17 protein-coding genes and 1 pseudogene are annotated in these 16,846 nt (G+C 66.9%); 12 read left to right on the forward strand and 6 right to left on the reverse strand.

From position 1 onward, the window contains the following. Positions 1 to 9: 9 nt before the first annotated feature. Both ACPXYO_RS10115 and ACPXYO_RS10120 read right to left on the reverse strand, forming a co-directional pair. Positions 10 to 1,181, reverse strand: a pseudogene (locus tag ACPXYO_RS10115) (malate--CoA ligase subunit beta). Positions 1,182 to 1,301: 120 nt separating this feature from the next. Then, entirely contained in the window at positions 1,302 to 2,246 is a 945-nt protein-coding gene (locus ACPXYO_RS10120) for an HpcH/HpaI aldolase/citrate lyase family protein (protein WP_423919783.1), read from the reverse strand. 264 nt (positions 2,247 to 2,510) lie between these two features. Between ACPXYO_RS10120 and ACPXYO_RS10125 the strand changes: the two genes are divergently transcribed. From ACPXYO_RS10125 to ACPXYO_RS10135, 3 genes are read left to right on the forward strand one after another with little or no spacing between them, the layout of a single operon-like run. Continuing rightward, positions 2,511 to 2,681: a hypothetical protein gene (locus ACPXYO_RS10125; RefSeq protein ID WP_423919786.1), complete on the forward strand. Its 171-nt coding sequence runs from the start codon at positions 2,511 to 2,513 to the stop codon at positions 2,679 to 2,681. A 46-nt stretch (positions 2,682 to 2,727) separates the two neighbouring features. Beyond that, positions 2,728 to 2,853, forward strand: a complete 126-nt coding sequence (locus ACPXYO_RS10130) for a hypothetical protein (protein ID WP_423919788.1) — start codon at positions 2,728 to 2,730, stop codon at positions 2,851 to 2,853. Between the two features lie 46 nt (positions 2,854 to 2,899). Then, positions 2,900 to 3,046, forward strand: a complete 147-nt coding sequence (locus tag ACPXYO_RS10135) for a hypothetical protein (RefSeq protein WP_423919791.1) — start codon at positions 2,900 to 2,902, stop codon at positions 3,044 to 3,046. Positions 3,047 to 3,063: 17 nt separating this feature from the next. Here ACPXYO_RS10135 and ACPXYO_RS10140 read toward each other — a convergent pair whose 3' ends face one another. After that, entirely contained in the window at positions 3,064 to 4,290 is a 1,227-nt protein-coding gene (locus tag ACPXYO_RS10140) for a CaiB/BaiF CoA transferase family protein (RefSeq protein WP_423919793.1), read from the reverse strand. 144 nt (positions 4,291 to 4,434) lie between these two features. Between ACPXYO_RS10140 and ACPXYO_RS10145 the strand changes: the two genes are divergently transcribed. Then, positions 4,435 to 5,271 carry an SDR family oxidoreductase gene (locus tag ACPXYO_RS10145; protein WP_423919796.1) on the forward strand — a complete coding sequence of 279 codons (837 nt, stop codon included), beginning with the start codon at positions 4,435 to 4,437 and terminating at the stop codon, positions 5,269 to 5,271. 24 nt (positions 5,272 to 5,295) lie between these two features. On the opposite strand, the gene ACPXYO_RS10150 is transcribed toward ACPXYO_RS10145, so the two are convergent. From ACPXYO_RS10150 to ACPXYO_RS10160, 3 genes are read right to left on the reverse strand one after another with little or no spacing between them, the layout of a single operon-like run. Beyond that, positions 5,296 to 5,871 carry a class I SAM-dependent methyltransferase gene (locus ACPXYO_RS10150; RefSeq protein WP_423919799.1) on the reverse strand — a complete coding sequence of 192 codons (576 nt, stop codon included), beginning with the start codon at positions 5,869 to 5,871 and terminating at the stop codon, positions 5,296 to 5,298. Then, on the reverse strand, positions 5,868 to 6,953 hold the full coding sequence (locus tag ACPXYO_RS10155) for a branched-chain amino acid ABC transporter permease (protein WP_423919802.1): 1,086 nt from the start codon (positions 6,951 to 6,953) through the stop codon (positions 5,868 to 5,870). The genes ACPXYO_RS10150 and ACPXYO_RS10155 overlap by 4 nt, the downstream gene beginning before the upstream one ends. After that, the gene (locus ACPXYO_RS10160; RefSeq protein ID WP_423919805.1) at positions 6,950 to 7,894 is read right to left on the reverse strand and encodes a branched-chain amino acid ABC transporter permease; all 945 of its coding nucleotides are present in this window, start codon (positions 7,892 to 7,894) and stop codon (positions 6,950 to 6,952) included. The genes ACPXYO_RS10155 and ACPXYO_RS10160 overlap by 4 nt, the downstream gene beginning before the upstream one ends. A gap of 67 nt (positions 7,895 to 7,961) precedes the next feature. Between ACPXYO_RS10160 and ACPXYO_RS10165 the strand changes: the two genes are divergently transcribed. The 8 genes from ACPXYO_RS10165 (at position 7,962) to ACPXYO_RS10200 (ending at position 16,846) form a co-directional block, all read left to right on the forward strand. Continuing rightward, on the forward strand, positions 7,962 to 9,308 hold the full coding sequence (locus tag ACPXYO_RS10165; protein ID WP_423919807.1) for an amidohydrolase family protein: 1,347 nt from the start codon (positions 7,962 to 7,964) through the stop codon (positions 9,306 to 9,308). Between the two features lie 5 nt (positions 9,309 to 9,313). Beyond that, entirely contained in the window at positions 9,314 to 10,084 is a 771-nt protein-coding gene (locus tag ACPXYO_RS10170) for an S-methyl-5'-thioinosine phosphorylase (protein ID WP_423923804.1), read from the forward strand. Positions 10,085 to 10,168: 84 nt separating this feature from the next. After that, complete coding sequence (locus tag ACPXYO_RS10175) at positions 10,169 to 10,531, forward strand: ArsR/SmtB family transcription factor (RefSeq protein ID WP_423919810.1); 363 nt, start codon at positions 10,169 to 10,171, stop codon at positions 10,529 to 10,531. Between the two features lie 10 nt (positions 10,532 to 10,541). After that, on the forward strand, positions 10,542 to 11,981 hold the full coding sequence (locus tag ACPXYO_RS10180; RefSeq protein WP_423919812.1) for an ABC transporter substrate-binding protein: 1,440 nt from the start codon (positions 10,542 to 10,544) through the stop codon (positions 11,979 to 11,981). A gap of 125 nt (positions 11,982 to 12,106) precedes the next feature. Next, the gene (locus ACPXYO_RS10185; protein WP_423919815.1) at positions 12,107 to 13,441 is read left to right on the forward strand and encodes a substrate-binding protein; all 1,335 of its coding nucleotides are present in this window, start codon (positions 12,107 to 12,109) and stop codon (positions 13,439 to 13,441) included. Between the two features lie 116 nt (positions 13,442 to 13,557). Next, positions 13,558 to 14,412: a branched-chain amino acid ABC transporter permease gene (locus ACPXYO_RS10190; RefSeq protein ID WP_423919818.1), complete on the forward strand. Its 855-nt coding sequence runs from the start codon at positions 13,558 to 13,560 to the stop codon at positions 14,410 to 14,412. Beyond that, the gene (locus ACPXYO_RS10195) at positions 14,409 to 16,160 is read left to right on the forward strand and encodes an ABC transporter permease subunit (RefSeq protein ID WP_423919821.1); all 1,752 of its coding nucleotides are present in this window, start codon (positions 14,409 to 14,411) and stop codon (positions 16,158 to 16,160) included. The genes ACPXYO_RS10190 and ACPXYO_RS10195 overlap by 4 nt, the downstream gene beginning before the upstream one ends. Then, positions 16,160 to 16,846: an ABC transporter ATP-binding protein gene (locus ACPXYO_RS10200; protein ID WP_423919823.1), complete on the forward strand. Its 687-nt coding sequence runs from the start codon at positions 16,160 to 16,162 to the stop codon at positions 16,844 to 16,846. Before ACPXYO_RS10195 ends, ACPXYO_RS10200 begins: the two co-directional genes overlap by 1 nt.

Genomic DNA, 16,846 nt, shown 5'->3' on the forward strand with positions numbered 1-16,846 from the left:
TGATGCTCATCAGGCCGCCCTCCCCGCGATGGACTCGACCGCTCTCACGCCCGCCTCAGCCAGCGAGTCGGCCGTGATCACGGCCACGTCGGCCTCGGCGAGGATGCGCCGCCCCTCCTCCACGTTGGTGCCCGACAGGCGCACCACCACCGGCACCGGCACCTCGAGCTGCTGCAGGGCCTGCACCACGCCTTCGGCCACCCAGTCGCAGCGGTTGATGCCGGCGAAGATGTTCACCAGCACGGCCTTGACGTTCTCGTCGGAGAGCACCAGCCGGAACGCCTTCAGCACCCGCTCAGGGGATGCTCCCCCTCCGATGTCGAGGAAGTTGGCGGGCTCGCCCCCGGCCTGCTTGATCATGTCCATCGTGGCCATGGCCAGGCCCGCCCCGTTGATGATGCAGCCGATGTCGCCCTCGAGCCCTACGTAGCTGAGGCCCCGGTCGTTGGCCGTCCGCTCCCGGGGATCCTCCTGCGACTTGTCCCGGAGCTCCGACACGTCTTGGTGGCGGAACAGGGCGTTGTCGTCGAAGGTCATCTTTGCGTCCAGCGCCAGCAGGCGGCCGTCAGCGGTGACGGCCAGCGGGTTGATCTCCAGCATGGTGGCGTCGAGGTCGAGGAATGCCCGGTAGCAGGCCGTCATCAGATGCACGGCCTGGGGGACGAGGCTGGCGTCGAGACCGACGGCGAAGGCGATCTCCCGGGCCTCGAAGGCCTGGATCCCCACTGCCGGCTCCACATTGACCCGCACGATCGAGTCGGGTCGTTGGCCGCGATCTCCTCGATGTCGGTTCCCCCGGCGGCCGACGCCACCACCATCACCCGCTCAGCGGCACGGTCGAGCACGAATCCGAGATAGACCTCGCGCTCGCTCGCGACTGCCGCCTCCACATAGAGCCGGTACACGCCCTTGCCCCGCGCATCCGTCTGGTGGGTGACGAGCCGCTTGCCCAGCAGCTCGTCGGCGGCCTCCCAGATCTCACCCTCATGGCTGCAGATCCGTATGCCGCCCGCCTGCCCGCGGGACCCGGCGTGGACCTGGGCCTTCACCACCCACTGCTCGCCCCCGATCTCGGAGGCCCGGTAGGTGGCCTGCTCCGGGCTGTAGGCCAGCCCGCCCTCCGGGATGGCCACCCCGTAGTCGGCCAGTATCGCCTTGGCCTGGTACTCGTGTATTTCCATGAACGCCCCTCCGTTCATCGTTGGATGCGGGGTCCGCGGCTGCGGCCCGCTCTGCGACGTCTCCCGGCGCCCCCTCGGCTGCCCCTGTGTCCGACCCTTCGACGGCCCTGGTGCCTGCCGTCAGCCGGTGACGGCGGCGATGGCGTCGGCCGTCTCCACCACGTTGCGGGCCATCCGGGCCGACGCCGCGTCGATCATCCGCCCGTCGAGCTGGGCCGCGCCCCGCCCCGCGGCAGCCGCCTCATCCAGCGCCCCGAGCACCCGCCGGGCCTGCTCCACCTCGGTTGCCGGCGGCGTGAAGACCTCGTTGGCCAGATCGACTTGGGACGGGTGGATGGCCCACTTGCCGTCGTATCCGAGGGCGGCGGCCCGTCGGGCTCCGGCCATGAACCCCTCAGGATCGGAGAAGTCGCCGAACGGTCCGTCGATGGCGCGCAGACCGTTGGCACGGCAGGCCACGAGCAGGCGGGACAGGGCCGAGTGCCACTGGTCGCCGGGGTAGTCGGGATTGAGCCCGCCGATGGTCATGGTCCGAGCCCGGCATGAGGCCGCGTAGTCGGCCACTCCGAAGTGCAGCGCCTCCAAGCGGGGGCTGGCCGCAGCAACCGCCTCCACGTTGGCCATGCCCAGCGCCGTCTCGATCAGAGCCTCCACGCCTATGCGGTGGCGGAGGCCAAGGGCCTGCTCCATCTGGGAGAGGAGGGCGTCCACCGTGTACACGTCTCCCGGAACCCCGACCTTGGGGATCATGACGGTGTCGAGGTGCGCCCCTGCCTGCTCCACCACATCGACCAGGTCACGGTACATGTAGTGGGTGTCGAGCCCGTTGATCCGCACTGAGACCGTCTTGCCGGCCGCTCGCCAGTCGATGCCAGCCAGAGCCTCGATCACGTTGTGCCGAGCCGATTCCTTGTCGTCGGGCGCCACCGCATCCTCAAGGTCCAAGAAGACGTAGTCGGCGGAGCTCGCGGCCGCCTTCTCGAACAGCGAGGGAAGCGATCCGGGCACGGCCAGCTCGCTGCGATGCAGCCTGCGCCTCCGCTCGGTGATTTGGTGATGGCTCATGGGGTGCATCCGATCTGCCGGCCGGCCCAGGGGGGGTCAGCCCTGAAAATGTAATGGATTCTGTTCCACACAGCGGCTTCCCTGTCGGCGGATCGCGCGACCTTATCACTAATGTGGTGGGTGATATCACTAATCTGATGGAGGATATCTCAATGACGCAGCACAGCGAACGGATTCTCATGGGCCCCGGCCCCTCCAATCCGTACCCGGCGGCGATAGCGGCCTGCACCCGCCCGGTGCTCGGCCAAGGGAGACGCCCTGCTGGTGGCCGACTGCGTGACGTCGCTGGGCGGCATCGATGTGCGAGTCGACGACTGGGGGGTGGACATCGCCTACTGCGGCACCCAGAAATGCCTCGGCGTGCCACCGGGGCTGGCCCCCATCAGCGTCTCGCCCCGGGCGGTGGAGTGGATCCTCCACCGGCCCCGGTCCTGATACCTGGACATGGGGATGATCGCTGACACTCAGACTGGTTGGTCTCGTGGCCCGGGGCTTCGAACTGGGGGCCTTCGCGGGCAAGTGCTGGCGCATCGGCTGCATGGGCCACACAGCCCGGCCCCGCAACGTGACCCTCGTGCTGGCCGCTCTCGACGAACTGCTGGAATAGCGGCTGTCTTTGTCCCGTGCGTCCTATAGGTCCTTGCTGTCGCTACATGCGCACCTCATTACAGGGGCGATCCAACCATGGCACGGGTGGCCATCATCGGCGCCGGGTCACCCTGACCCTGTTCGGCGGTTTCCTCACGGACAACCGCATCACCCTGGTGCCCACCACCCTCGCGGTGACCATCGTGGACTAGCCGAGCGGCGACCGGGCTCACTCCGCTGAGGATTCGTGCACCGCGCCTTCGGCGATCAGCCTGTCGATTGCTTCGTCTGACATGCCAGCGGCGGTGAGCAGCTCGCGTGTGTGATCGCCCAGCTTCGGAGACGGTCCACGCGGTCCGACATCGGCCGTCGCGAACCGCATCGGGATGCCCACGCTGCGGTACTCGCCTATGTCGGGGCTGTCGAGCGTGGGGAACAGGCCCAGCGCTTCGGCCTGCGGGTCGTCGGCCACTTCGTGCAGCCCCAGCACCGGGCCCCAGATGATTCCCTCGGCGTCGAAGATCTGGCCCCACTCGTCACGGGTGCGGTGCGCCAGTGCCTCATCGATGCCGGCGACGATCTCGGGCATATGCGCGAAGCGTCCGCGAATGTCGGCGAAGCGCTCGTCTTCGAGCCAGTCGAGACGCTCGATGACCCGGCACAGCAGTGGCCAGGCGCTGTCCTGGGGCATGTTGAAGACCACCCATTTGCCGTCCCCGCAGGGGTAGCGATTGGCGGTCGGGATGATCAAGTTCTCGCGGGCACGCTGGCGCAGCGGTGCTTTGTCCATGGCGGTGATGGCGTAGTCGGACGCCTGGGTCCACACGGCTGTCTCGTACAGCGAGGTCTCAACCACCTGCGCTTCGCCGGTGCGCTCAGCGAGCCGGAGGGCCGCCAGCACCGCGCCTACCAGAGCCAGACCGGTGGTGTGATCGCCCTGAGCGGGGCGCGCCATGGGGACCGTCCCGTTGGGCCCTTCACGCATTGCGTCGTAGATGCCCGAGCGACCGAAGAAGGCGGTCACGTCGTAGCCCGGCCGCCACGCCTCGGGACCGGTGGTGCCGTAACCGGTCAGCGTGGCGTGCACGATGCGCGGGTTGACCGCCGTCACCGTGGCCGGATCGAGCCCGAAGCGTTCCTGGCGGTGGACGAGCAGGTTGCACATGAACACGTCCGCGCCGGCGATGAGCCGGTGGACCACCTCGCGGCCGGGTGCCGAGTCCAAGTCGACGGCGATGGAGCGCTTGCCGCGGTTGTCCACGTCGAACTGGAAGTCGTAGTCCTTGATCTCGGGCGGAAGCTTCGCCGGCCGGCTGAAGCCCCGGGCCGGATCGCCCTCGAGCGGCTCCACCTTGATGACGTCCGCACCGAGGTCGGCCAGGATCGCCCCCGCCGACGGCGTAGCCATCCAGCTGTCCACCTCGATCACTCTCACATCGTCCAACGGTGCTGCCACTGGCCCTCCAACGGTGCACTGACCTTCAGTGTCGACCGCACCAGCCTGACACTGCGCTACTCGCCGTGCTCCCGGCCAGCGGGACCCGACGGAGGGTATGTCAGCACGAAGCCAACGGGGCGGGCGCCACTACGCTGCCGGGCCATGGAGCTTGCAGGCAAGGTCGCTGTCGTCACCGGTGGGGCGAGTGGAATCGGGGAGGCGCTCGTGGAGCGCTTCGGGGCAGAAGGGGCGCGGGCGCTGGTCGTGGTTGACCGCGATGAGGCTGGCGCGCAGGTCGTGGCGGATCGGGTTGGCGGCACGGCCGTCGGGCTCGATGTCACCGATGAGGAGGCCATCAAGACGGTTGTGGCCGACACGGTGGCAGCCCACGGCGCACTAGATGTGTTCGTGTCCAACGCCGGCTACGTGACCCAGGGCGGCCTCGAGGTCTCCAACGACGAGATCCAGCGCATGTGGGAAGTCCACGTGATGTCTCACGTGTACGCGGCCCGGGCAGCCGTTCCCGTCATGGTGCACAACGGCGGCGGCTACCTGCTGAACACCGCCTCGGCGGCGGGGCTGCTCACGCAGCTCGGCTCGCTGCAGTACGCCGTCACCAAGGCGGCAGCGGTGTCGCTGGGCGAGTTCCTTTCGATCACCTACGGCGACAAGGGCATCGTGGTGTCGATGCTGTGCCCGCAGGCCGTGGAGACGAACATCTTGGCCAACAGCCCCGACCGCACCGGCAATGGCGACCAGGGGCGAGGCACGCCGGGGGCCGCAGCTGGTGACGGCATCCTGCAGCCATCGGAGCTGGCACAGACCGTCATCGAGGCCATGGCGCAGGAGCGCTTCCTGGTGCTGCCCCATCCCGAGGTGCAGACCTATCGCGAGCGCAAGGCATCGGATATCGACCGGTGGCTGTCGGGTATGCGCCGCCTCCAGGCTGGCCTGTTCGCTGATTCCGACATCACCCCAGCGGACTGGCTGCTCAGCTGATCGTTCGCTCCGCTGGCGGGTCGTTCAGCCGGGTCGGCGGGCCACCAGGCGCGCTTCGTGGCGCGTCGCGAACCAGCCCTCTTCGAAGCTGACTGTCTCGAGCCCACTGCAGAGGTCTGGCAATTCGCCCTGCTCGACGAGGTAGCTGCGGCTGGGGCGCGCATTGACCAGCAGGTTGTTGACGGTGACGATCTGCACGAAGGCGAGACCGCCCCGAACGAGCAACTGGTCCAGCGAATTGAGCAACGGACGATGCAGAAAGTTGCAGCACACAGCGGCGTGCCAGCCTTGTTCGCTGCCGAGTTCGCGAACGGTCGGCAGCGGTTCGGCTTCCAGATCAGCCCGCACTGTACGTAGCCGAATCCCCCGCTCGTCGGCAGCGCCGCGGGCGATCTCCAAGGCCCGTGGGGAGACGTCGATGAGCGTTGTCTCGATGCCGTGGCTCGCGAGCCACAACGCGGTGCCACCCGTGCCGCCGGCAAGATCCACCGCGGTCGGGTAGCCCGCGAGCAGCTCTGCGTGGCCCGTCACGAACTCCGAAGGTGACCTTGGCGCGGCGACATCGGCATAGATCGCGTCCCAGCGGTCGGCGGCGGTCACGCGCCGTAGGACCGGACTGCTCGTGCCCGGCGGCTGCGGACGTAGGCAGCAACCAGCAGCAGCACCGCGTACAGGAATGCCTCTGATTTCAGCAAGCCGATCCAGCCTCCTTGGGTCACCCAGCCGGGCCGATCGCCTAACCAGACCGGCAAGATCACCAGCACGGCAGCTGCTGGCACGGTCATAATGAGCCGACTGCCGCCGATAGCTGTGCTCCCGAAAGCGACCGCAAGTGCGAACAACTTGATCGACAGCACCTCCTGATACAGCGACTGGTCGTTGAAGTTGGTGGAGATGAGCATGAGACCGCCAGCCAGGCCGGCGAGCCCGCTGCTGACGCTCACGCCCGCCAGCCTCAGCCGGTACACCGATACGCCGAACGCTGCCGCCGCGATCGGCTCGTCCCGGCTGGCAACCAACGCCCGCCCTATCGGTCCCGCCAGCAGTCGATGCAGCAACCAGAAGGCGATCACCACCCACACCACGACAAGCCAGAACTCCCAGATGTGCTCGTCATTGGGGGCAATTCCCGTCCAGGCGGGCGGAATGAACTCGCCGTCCAGCGTTACCGGCAGTGGGCCGTCGAGCTGGCGCAGCACGATTGGAAATGCCACTGCAGCAGACAGCGTCAGCAGCGCCAGGTAGGCCTTCGGCAGGCGCAGTGCCGGTACACCGAGCAGCGCTCCCACCGCGCAGCCCGCGACGAAGCCCACTGCTGGCATCAGCAGCAGAGGCAAACCGAAGTCATTTGCAGCGTGCAGTGCTGCGTAAGCGCCACAACCAGTGAGCGCCCCATGGCCGATCGAGAGCAGACCCATTCGATGGGTGAGCAACCAAAGACCTGCAAAGACCAAGCAGAACGCTGCGAGTTCGGTGAAGTCGGTGACGAAGATGGACGACGCCTGAAACGGCACGATGACCGCCAGCACGGCGATCACCACAAGCGAGGCGACGGTGAGCACGCCAGGCAAACGCTTCCGTTCGCTCTGCCCCGGCGCAGCGTGTGCCGCGGGAACCAGCGGCTCCAGGTGGAACACCAACGGCTCCGGGCCCTGCTCCGGCGGCTGCTCGGAGTCCGTCACGTCTGCAACGTCTTGCGGGTCGACTTGCGAGACAGCAGCCCCGACGGGCGCAACGACAGCACCACGATCAGCACACCGAGCGCCCACACCAGCGTGACCTGGCTGTCGATGAACCCGACATAGCCGGACATGAGCGTCTCGGCCAGGGCGAACAAGTAGCCGCCGGCGAGCGCGAGTGACGGGCTGCGCAGTCCGCCGAGCGTGGCTGCGGCGAGGCCAAAGACCAGCAGGCGTTCCATCATGTTGGGACGCACATTGATCTCGCCGGCGATGAGGCCGCCGGCGAGGGCTCCCAGAGCAGCGGCGACGGCCCAGCCGCCCATCACGACCCGCTCCACCCGGACGCCCACCAGCGCGGCGCTGTCCCGATTGGAGGTGATGGCCCGGAAGGCCAGCCCGATCTTTGTCGTGCGCTGGAGGAGGGCCAAGATGCCCAGCGCGCCGAGCATCGTCAGTGTCAGGCCGATGCTGTCGAACCACAAACGGGCGTCGGCAATCAAGAGGCGGTCTGAGTGCTCTTGCGGGAATGGGGAGCCCAAGAAGCGTGTGCGGCCGCCGAAGTGTTTGACGACGAACACGCCGACAAGCAGGTAGAGCCCGAGCGTCGCGCCGATGGTCGGCACCGGGTCGCCAGCCATCGGGCGGATGACGGTGTACTCGAGCAGCGCGCCCAAGATGGCTGATATGACGACCGCCCCGGCAACTGCAGCCCAGATCGGCCATGGCGTCGCGAACGGCGCCAGCCAGCCCGAGAACGCCACCGATGGATCCGCGCCGGCTGCGAACACCACCGCGAGGTATGCGGACAGCATCGCAAGCTGTCCCTGCGCGAGATTCAGCACCCCGGTGGAGCGGAACACCATCGAGATAGCCACTGCCAGGGCCGCATACGCGGAGCCGTTGGCGAACGAGTCGAAGACCCGCTGCAGGAACAGGGTCATGAAGCCGCGATTGTGGCATGAGCAGACGCGTTGACGGGCAGGCGCGCACCGGTGCGAAGATGAGGACGTGCCGAATGATTCAGATGGCCGGACAGATGGCGCTCGATTCCTCGCCGATGTTGTGCTGACGTGTGACGAGGGTTTCTCGACGATCGAGCGCGGTGCGGTGGACGTGGGAGCCGACGGGCGCATTGCGTGGGTGGGCCCGGTGGCGGACGCGCCCGCGACGGACACGCCCGTGATCAACGTGGGCGGCCTGTTGATGCCGGGGCTGGTCAACACCCACGCGCACACGCCGATGACGCTGGTGCGAGGCGCTGGCGACGGGCTGCCGCTCATGGCGTGGCTGACCGACGTGATGTGGCCCCGCGAGGGCCGGCTGCGGCCCGACGATGTGTGGTGGGGGATGACGCTGGGAGCCGTCGAGATGCTGCGCTCGGGCGTGACCACGACGTGCGAGATGTACGCCTACGAGCAGGCCGTCACCGATGCGGCCCGCGAGGCCGGCATCCGGCTGGTCATGTGCCCGGGCGTGATGTCGGTGGTGCACGCCGACCAATCGGGCAGCGTGGCCGGCCGCATCGACGACATCGCTCGATTTCACGCTGCCGAACACGATCCCGACGGCCGCGTCACGGTCGGGTTCGCCCCGCACTCGGCCTACGACCTAGGTGTGGAGGCCTGCGCCGAGATCGCAGCCGCCGCCCGCGAACGGGACACGCTGTTGCACATCCACCTGGCCGAAACGCGCACCGAGGGAGATGCTCTGTCCGCTGCTCACGGCGGTGCCAGCGTGCCGCAGCTCCTAGCTGACGCCGGAGTGCTGGAGGGCAGGGTGCTGGCAGCGCACAGCGTCTGGCTCGACGACGCCGACCTCGACATCTACGAATCGACCGGCGTAGCCGTGGCCCACTGCCCCGTCAGCAACATGAAGCTGGGCTCGGGCGTGGCGCGGGTACCCGAAATGCTCGAACGAGGCATCACGGTCTCGCTCGCCACCGACGGGCCGGGCTCCAACGACGACTTAGACCTGTGGGAAGAGATCAAGATCGCCTCGCTGTTGGCCCGGGTGACCGCACTCGACCCCACATTGATGAGTGCACAACAGGTGATCTCGATGGCGACCCGCAGCGGCGCCGAGGCGCTGGGTCTGCACATCGGGGTGCTGGAGCCGGGCCGCTGGGCCGACATGATCCGGCTCGACATCGACGACGTGGCGTTCGTGCCGGTCACCTCGCCGCAGGAGTTGATTGCCCATGTGGCGTGGTCCGGCGGCAGCCGTCACGTCACCGATGTCTGGGTGGGCGGCGAGCGTGTGGTTGCCGGGCAGGTCTGCTTGACCGTTGACGAAGCACGGGCCCGCTTCGAGGTGCAGCATCGAGCGCAGCGGCTCGCTGAGGAGTCGGGGACGTGAACGCGATGAGCGAGGCTGGCGAGACGAGTGAGACCAGCCCGGAGCGCCCCCCGGTCGGGATCATTGCCGGGACGGGCTTCTACGAGCTGCCTGGCCTGACGGAAGTCGAGCACCGCATGGTGCAGACCGACTGGGGCGAGGCATGGGCGATGACCGGCCGGTGGCATGGGCGGCGCATCGTGTTCGTGCCACGTCACGGCGGCGACCACTCGATCCCGCCGTCCGCGATCAACTACCGGGCCAACATCGCCGCAATGCGCGACCTCGGGGCCACGGCCATCCTGGCCGTGAGCGTCGTGGGCTCGATGGTGCCTGAGCGCGGCACCGGTTCGTTCCTGCTGCTCGACGACTACCTGGAATTCACCACCGGCCGTGTCGCAACCTTCTTCGATCAGCCGGGCCAGGTCGTCCACACCGACATGACCACCCCGTACGACCCAGCGCTGCGTGCGGCGATGGCTGCCGCGGCCCTGGCCGAGGGCATCGACGTCGCACCGAGCGCCACCTATGTCTGCACGAATGGACCGCGCTTCGAGACACCGGCAGAGATCCGCATGTATGCCCAGATGGGCGGGAGCGTCGTCGGGATGACCGGCTATCCCGAAGTGGCGCTTGCCCGCGAGGTCGAGATTCCCTACGCCGGTGTGGCGGTCGTGGCGAACATGGCCGCAGGCATGTTCGACGGCGAGATCTCCCACGAAGAGGTGTCGACGGCGCTTGAAGCCACCAAGGACCCGCTGTTCGCCCTGCTGGGCCGCACCGTTTCAACGATCTAGCCATCCGACGGCGCCGGGGGGCCGTGTTCCACCGGTGTGGCAGCATATGTGCACAAGTATTGACAAACCGATACGGGCCCGCACATGACCGATCCCATCAGTGATGCCACGTTCTCTGCCTTGGCAGACCAGACGCGCCGGGCCATTCTCGGCCTGATCGGTGAACATGGCGAGCTCTCTGTGGGAGAGATCGCATCACGTTTCGATGGCGTAGGCCGGACTGCCGTCTCCTCGCATCTGCGGATCCTGCGCCTTGCAGGCCTGATCACTGAACGCCGGGACGGCCGCTTCCGGCACTACTCGCTGACATCGACCCCCGCCGACACGGTCGTGGCCTTCCTTGCCTCGGTGTACCAGAACTCGCTGGAACAACTTGAAGCAGCCATCACAGAGGCGGTGGCAGCCGCCGGCAACACGGTCCAGCGAGAAGACGAGCTGAGCGCCTAGGTGCGCAGCCATGGCTGAACTCGTTCTGAGCAGCGAGGCGCGGCTGGAGGCGTGCCCCAGCGATTTGTTCGCCCTGTTCGGTACGGGCGACCCGTCGCTGGGGTGGCTGTTCGGGTCGGAGGCCGATGCGCTGCGACCCGGCGCACTCGTGCGTCTCAGCCTCCCCATCGGAGATCTGGCACGTGCACCCGGAACGGCGCGGATTCTGCGCTGCAAGCCCGGGCGCCGGATCGATCTGGTGCACGAGTCACCTTGGGCTGGGCGTGTGGTGTGCCATCTCGATCCGCTCAGCGGCGGCGGCACCCGCCTGCGCATCCGCGTCACGATCGACGATCGCGAATTCCTGCGCCTCGGTGCCGACTTCGGACTCCTTTCCGGCGCCGACGTCGACGCCTGGGAGATTCCTCTCGGACTGCTCACGTCGTTGTCTGGGAGCGCCGGGATCCTCGGGCGCTCAACCGTGAACTGTGCACAGCTCGCAGTCGACGAGATCAATGCCGATGGCGGAGTGATGGGCCGTGACGTTCGCCTGGTTATTGCGGATGACGCCACCGATCCCGGCGTCGGCGCGATAGCGATGCGTCGCCTCTGCCGGGTGTCCGGCATGCCCGCCGTCATCGGCATGCACTCTTCGGCGACCTATGCGGTCACCTCGCCGATGGCCATCGCAAACGCCATTCCCTACCTCTACACCCCGACCAGCGAGGCGACGGCCACGCATCCGCTCCTGATCCGTTTCGGTGAGCGACCGCAGGACCAGCTGCACCGTGCCCTGCCGCTGATGGCAAAGACGACGGGTGGAACTCGCTGGTTCCTCACCGGAAACGATTACTCGTGGCCACGGGCGATCGGCACTGCGGCACGGGACGTCATCGAGCGCATGGGCGGCACAGTCACCGGCGAGGGCTACGTGCCACTGGGCACCCAGGACTTCGCACCGGTGATTTCTGCCATCGATGAATGCGGAACCGACCACGTCGTCTCGAGCTTCGTCGGGCAGGACCACGTTCGCTTCGAGTGCGATTTCTCTGAATCCGGGTTGCGTGGGGCGACTCGTACCTTTGCCCCGCTGATGGATGATGCCGTCGTCGAGCACCTGGGCCCCTCAGGGGTGGGCATCTGGAATGCCCTCGGCTACTTCGTTGCCATGGACACCACAGAGAATCGTGAGTTCCTGCGGCGATACGAGGACCGCTTCGGTCAGTGTGCCCCACCGGTCTCCGCTGCCGCAGAAGGGGTGTACGAAGCCATCCACACATGGGCCAGCGCGTGCCGGTCCGGTGGCGGCACCGAACCAAGCGCCCTGCTTGGAGGACTTCGCACGGCCGGTTTTCGTGGCCCGAGGCGCTGCGGCCGTGGCGGATCACTGGAGTCGCTGTTGCTGGGGGAGGCGACGCCGTCGGGCATCAAGGTGCTGGACGAACTTCCCGCCGCGACTCACTCCCGCTGACAGCGCTCGCCTCTCGGTTGCAGAACTCCGTGCTCGGATAGCCACGCCACAGGCGGCACTTGACCGCGCCCTCCCGATAAGACAATATGTCAACAGATACTCACATATAGGGGGAGGGCCAAGTCATGGGAACGCCAGGGAGCCCATGGAAGCGGTCACTCGGACGAACAGCGATCATCTTGGTTGCTCTGTTCTCGATGATCGCCGCCGCATGCGGAACGAGCGGCGACGAACCGACGGCGACGGAGCCGGCGACGACCGATGCCATTGCCGCGCCGACTGCCGACGACACAACCGACGAACCGGCGCCGGAGACGACCGAAGAACCTGCGCCTCCGGAACCCGATGAGCCCCAGGCACCATCAGGGGAGCCGGTGCGTATCGGGATCCTGTTCTCCAATAGCGGCCCGGCAGGCATCTTCGGTCCCCCGACGGCCAACATCGCAGAGCTCATCGAAGAGGACATCAATGCCGCCGGCGGCATCAACGGACGCCCTGTCGAGACGTTCCTCGCCGACGACGCCACCGATCCCGCAATCGGTCGCCAGGCGATGGAGCAGCTCATCGAATCGGACGGGGTCGACGTCGTGCTCGGCACGCATTCCAGCGCGACCCGTGAGGCAGCCAAGCCGCTCGCAGAGGACGCCGGTGTGCTGTACATCTACGCGGCGCTGTACGAAGGCGGCGAGTGCTCTCCGGTGATGTTCAACACCGGTGAGGTCCCGAGCCAGCAGCTCGCGCCGGTCATCCCCTGGATGATGTCCGAGACGGGCGGCCGGACGTGGTTCCTGCTCGGCAACGACTACGTGTGGCCTCGGCGGAGCTTCGAGCTGGCACGCGAGTACATCGAGGCCTCGGGCGGTGAGGTCGTGGGCGAGGAATACGTCCCGCTGGGAACGCAGGACTTCTCGTCTGTCGCTCAGCAGATTGCAGGCTCCGGTGCCGACTTGATCTTCCCGGCGCTCGTGGGCGGCGATGCGATCGCGTTCGAGACCCAGGCCGTGGACTTCGGCATCGGACAGGACGCCATTCCGCGTCTGGCAAACATCTATGAGGAAAATGTCCTCGGTGCGATGGGGCCGTCGGTCACGGCTGGCATGCGCGTCACGATGGGCTACTTCGCCGAAGTCGACAACGCTGCGAACGCCGAATTCGTGCGCCGCTACTACGAGCGCTTCGGTGCCGACGCGCCGCCGCACGCCACCTTCAGCTCGCACATCTACGACGCAGCCTTGCTCTATGCAGCAGCGGCGAATGCGGCAGGCACGACCGACACGGCGGCAGTTGCCGCTGCACTGGAGGGGCTGACGCTCTCGACACCCACGGGGGACATCACCGTTACCGACAGCCGTCACTTGGCGCAGCCGATCTACGTGGCCCAAATTCAGCCCGATGGTTCCCAGCTGATCGTCGAGTCGTTCCCGTCGGTTGAGCCGGACGAGATCTGCGACCCCTCCTAGCTGAGGGCCGAGACCTCCCTGGTGAAGATCCTGGGCAGTCGGTGCGACCAGCGAGCCCCAGCAGCCGCTCCCCCTGCCCGGATCTCAGCAAGACGTAGACACTGGGGCACAGTCCGTTGGATGCGCTAACACTGGAACTGCTCAACGGTCTCAGCCTGTTCGCGACCCTCGCGATCGTCGCGCTCGGACTCGGCATCGTCTTCGGGCTGATGGGCATCATCAACCTCGCGCACGGTGAGTTCGTGATGATCGGCGCGTACGTCTCGTACGTCGTACACGCCAATGACCTCAACCACTGGGTGTCGGTACCGGTGGCAGCCGCCGTGCTCTTCGTGCTGGGCGCAGTCATCGAACTCGTGTTGATCCGTCGAATTCACCGTCAGCCAGAGATCACGATCCTGGCCACCTTCGGCCTGTCGGTGTGCCTCCGACAGGCCGCTGAACTGGTCTTCACCAAGGACTTCCGGGGCGTCCCCAATCCCGTGCCAGGCGCGACACGGGCCTTCGGCGTCCTGTTTCCCACGTATCGCTACCTTCTGGTCGGCATTGCCGTCGTGGTCGTGGTGGCGACGCTGCTTGCGTTCACCAAGTCACGCTTCGGTTTGACCGTCCGAGCCATCGTCGCCGATCGAGATCTTGCCGAAGCATCCGGTATTCGGACCGGCATCGCCAACTTCTGCGCGTTCGGCATCGGCGCAGCGACCGCTGGCATCGCAGGAGCGCTGGTTGCCCCCCTCGGTGCGATCGAACCTCAGGCGGGGCTGCCCTATCTGCCCGGGGCCTTTCTCGTCGTGATCGTCGGCGGGTTCAACAAACTTTGGGGCGTCGTTGCCGGAGCATTGACGGTCGCCGCTGTGCAGATCGGCGTCATTCACTTCTACGACGCCGTGTGGGCTCAGATCGCGTCGCTGGGCCTCGCCGTCCTCGTTCTCCAGTTCCGGCGGCTCTCCGTGGAGAGCGCTTCCACATGAGCCGCGCACTTACCGTCGGCGCAGTCTCCGCCGTTGCGGCAATAGCCATGAGCGCGGCTCTTGGCGGTTTTCGAGCTGGGCAGCTCTCGCTGTTTCTGATCTTCGCCGTGCTCGCCGTGAGCCTCGACTTCGTGTGGGGATACACGGGCATTCTCTCGCTAGGCCAGCTGCTGCCCTTCGGCATCGCCGCCTATACGGCCGCGAAGATCGCCACCGCCGCGCCGTCGCTGAGCGTGCCTGCGCTCATCGTCGCAGCCATCGTCGGCGCCGCGATTGCCGCAGGAGTCGGCGTGGCCATGCTCCGGCGACGCCCGACGGCGGTCGTCGTGGGGCTCTTGACATTGGTGCTGTCGCTGACACTTGAGCAGATCGCCGAACAGTGGCGGGATGTCACCGGCGGATTCAACGGCCTGACGGGCGTCCCCCGCATCGGCGCGTTCGGAACCCAGTTGCCGGATGCCGCGCAGGACATCGGGATCTCAGTGCTCGCACTGGGGGTCATCACCGTTGTCGGTGTCGTGGTCAGCCGCCCGATCGGTGCGGTGCTCATCGGCATACGTTCCAACGAACGCCGCATGGAGGCACTCGGCTACGACACGGTCCGGATCAAGATCTGGGCATTCACCGTCGGCGGAGCCGTCGCCGGATTTGCAGGTGCGCTGTATGTGTATCGCACGAGCTTCGTGTCGCCTCAGATCTTCGGCTTCGCTCTCGCAACCAATGTGGTGCTGTGGACCCTCGTCGGGGGACGAGGCACGATCGTGGGACCGGTCATCGGTGCATTGGCGATCAACTTCGCCTCAGCGACGCTGGCCGACGTCTGGCTGCAGTACTGGACACTCGCCACCGGCGTGATCTTTGTGCTTGTCGTCGTGGTGATGCCCCACGGACTGGTCCCGAGCTTGCAGCGGCTGTTCCGCTTGCCGACAGCTCGCCGCCGCCAACCCAGACTGATCCGATCCGACAGTCATGCGGTCACGACGAGTCCGTCTGTGCGACGGGCAGCAATCTTCGAGGCGGTCGATGTCGAGAAGAACTTCGGGTTCTTCCGATTGCTCGACGGTGTCACGCTCACTATGGACGAGCCCGAGCTTCGATGCCTGATCGGCCCCAACGGCGCCGGCAAGTCCACGCTCCTGGACATCCTGGGCGGCCAGCAGGGCTGCCAAGCCGGCACCGTTGAGGTGCTCGGTCAAGAGTGCACCGGCCGTCGTCCATGGGAGTTTGCGAGACATGGCGTGGGCCGCAAGTTCCAGTCGCCGCAGCTCATTGACGACCTGTCCGTGGCCGCCAACGTCGCTATCGCTGCGTGGGGGACTCGTTCGTCGCCTTGGAGCCTCGTCCGCAGCAGCTGGAACGCTCACATCCCGCAGCCTGCGCTGGAGATTCTGGAACGAACCGGGCTCGACGAACGGCTCGAGACGCCCGCTGGGGAGCTCTCCCATGGAGACAAGCAGTGGCTCGAGATCGCGATGGCGGCGGCGGGAGAGTGCCGGCTCTTGCTCCTGGACGAACCCACAGCGGGCATGACCGTGGCCGAGAGCCTCGACGCAGCCGCACTGCTGCGGGAACTGCACGCCGAGCATCGACTGCCGATCGTGATCGTCGAACACGACATGGCGTTCATCCGCGCCGTCGCAGATCGCGTCACCGTGCTTGCGCTCGGTGCGGTGCTGGCGGACGGCACCGTCGCCGAAGTCGAGAGCAACCCCGACGTGCACGCGATCTATTCCGGGGTCGACAGCTGATGCGCCTTGAAGCAGAGGGGCTGCGTTCAGGACACGGAAATGTGCCAGTCCTGCACGGCGTCAGCTTCGGTGTCTCGGGAGGAGAGATCGTGGCGCTCGTCGGTCGGAACGGAGCTGGCAAGACCACCCTGGTCAAGACGATTGTGGGTCTGCTGCGGGCAACCGGCGGACGGCTGACGCTTGACGGCACGGAGATCACTCGGTTGCCGCCGTCGGGTCGCGTCCGGGCGGGCTTGAGAGCGGCGTTTCAGGAACGACCGCTGTTCAGCCAGCTCTCTGTGGGCGACAACTTGCGACTGAACGGATACCCGCCCACCAGTCACGACGAGGTACTCGCCATGTTCGGGGCGTCACTGGCTGGGCGTGCAGCTCAGCGAGCCGGGACCCTGTCCGGCGGCGAACAGAAGATGCTCGCATCGGCCTCAGTGCTCGCATCGACCGCGTCCCTTCTGGTGATGGACGAGCCAACTGAAGGCCTGCAGCCCTCCAACGTGGCGTTGCTCGGCGATCGTCTCGACGCGGCTCGGAACTCGGGCCGAGGAATACTGCTCGTCGAGCAGCATCTGGCGCTTGCAACCCGCATAGCTGACCGCTTCATCGTGCTTGAGAAGGGCGAGATCGTCGACAGCGGCTCAGCCCGGGATCCCACGTTGGCCGGCCGACTGGCCCAGCATCTCGCAATCTGA

Source organism: Candidatus Poriferisodalis sp. (assembly GCF_965237655.1).
Lineage (GTDB): Bacteria > Actinomycetota > Acidimicrobiia > Acidimicrobiales > Poriferisodalaceae > Poriferisodalis.

Excerpts from the sequence above, each read along its gene's own strand:
- ACPXYO_RS10120 (WP_423919783.1), bottom strand. The coding sequence starts at position 2,246 with ATGAGCCATCACCAAATCACCGAGCGGAGGCGCAGGCTGCATCGCAGC.
- ACPXYO_RS10135 (WP_423919791.1), top strand. The coding sequence starts at position 2,900 with ATGCGCACCTCATTACAGGGGCGATCCAACCATGGCACGGGTGGCCAT.
- ACPXYO_RS10145 (WP_423919796.1), top strand. The coding sequence starts at position 4,435 with ATGGAGCTTGCAGGCAAGGTCGCTGTCGTCACCGGTGGGGCGAGTGGA.
- ACPXYO_RS10160 (WP_423919805.1), bottom strand. The coding sequence starts at position 7,894 with ATGACCCTGTTCCTGCAGCGGGTCTTCGACTCGTTCGCCAACGGCTCC.
- ACPXYO_RS10170 (WP_423923804.1), top strand. The coding sequence starts at position 9,314 with ATGAGCGAGGCTGGCGAGACGAGTGAGACCAGCCCGGAGCGCCCCCCG.
- ACPXYO_RS10175 (WP_423919810.1), top strand. The coding sequence starts at position 10,169 with ATGACCGATCCCATCAGTGATGCCACGTTCTCTGCCTTGGCAGACCAG.
- ACPXYO_RS10180 (WP_423919812.1), top strand. The coding sequence starts at position 10,542 with ATGGCTGAACTCGTTCTGAGCAGCGAGGCGCGGCTGGAGGCGTGCCCC.
- ACPXYO_RS10185 (WP_423919815.1), top strand. The coding sequence starts at position 12,107 with ATGGGAACGCCAGGGAGCCCATGGAAGCGGTCACTCGGACGAACAGCG.
- ACPXYO_RS10195 (WP_423919821.1), top strand. The coding sequence starts at position 14,409 with ATGAGCCGCGCACTTACCGTCGGCGCAGTCTCCGCCGTTGCGGCAATA.
- ACPXYO_RS10200 (WP_423919823.1), top strand. The coding sequence starts at position 16,160 with ATGCGCCTTGAAGCAGAGGGGCTGCGTTCAGGACACGGAAATGTGCCA.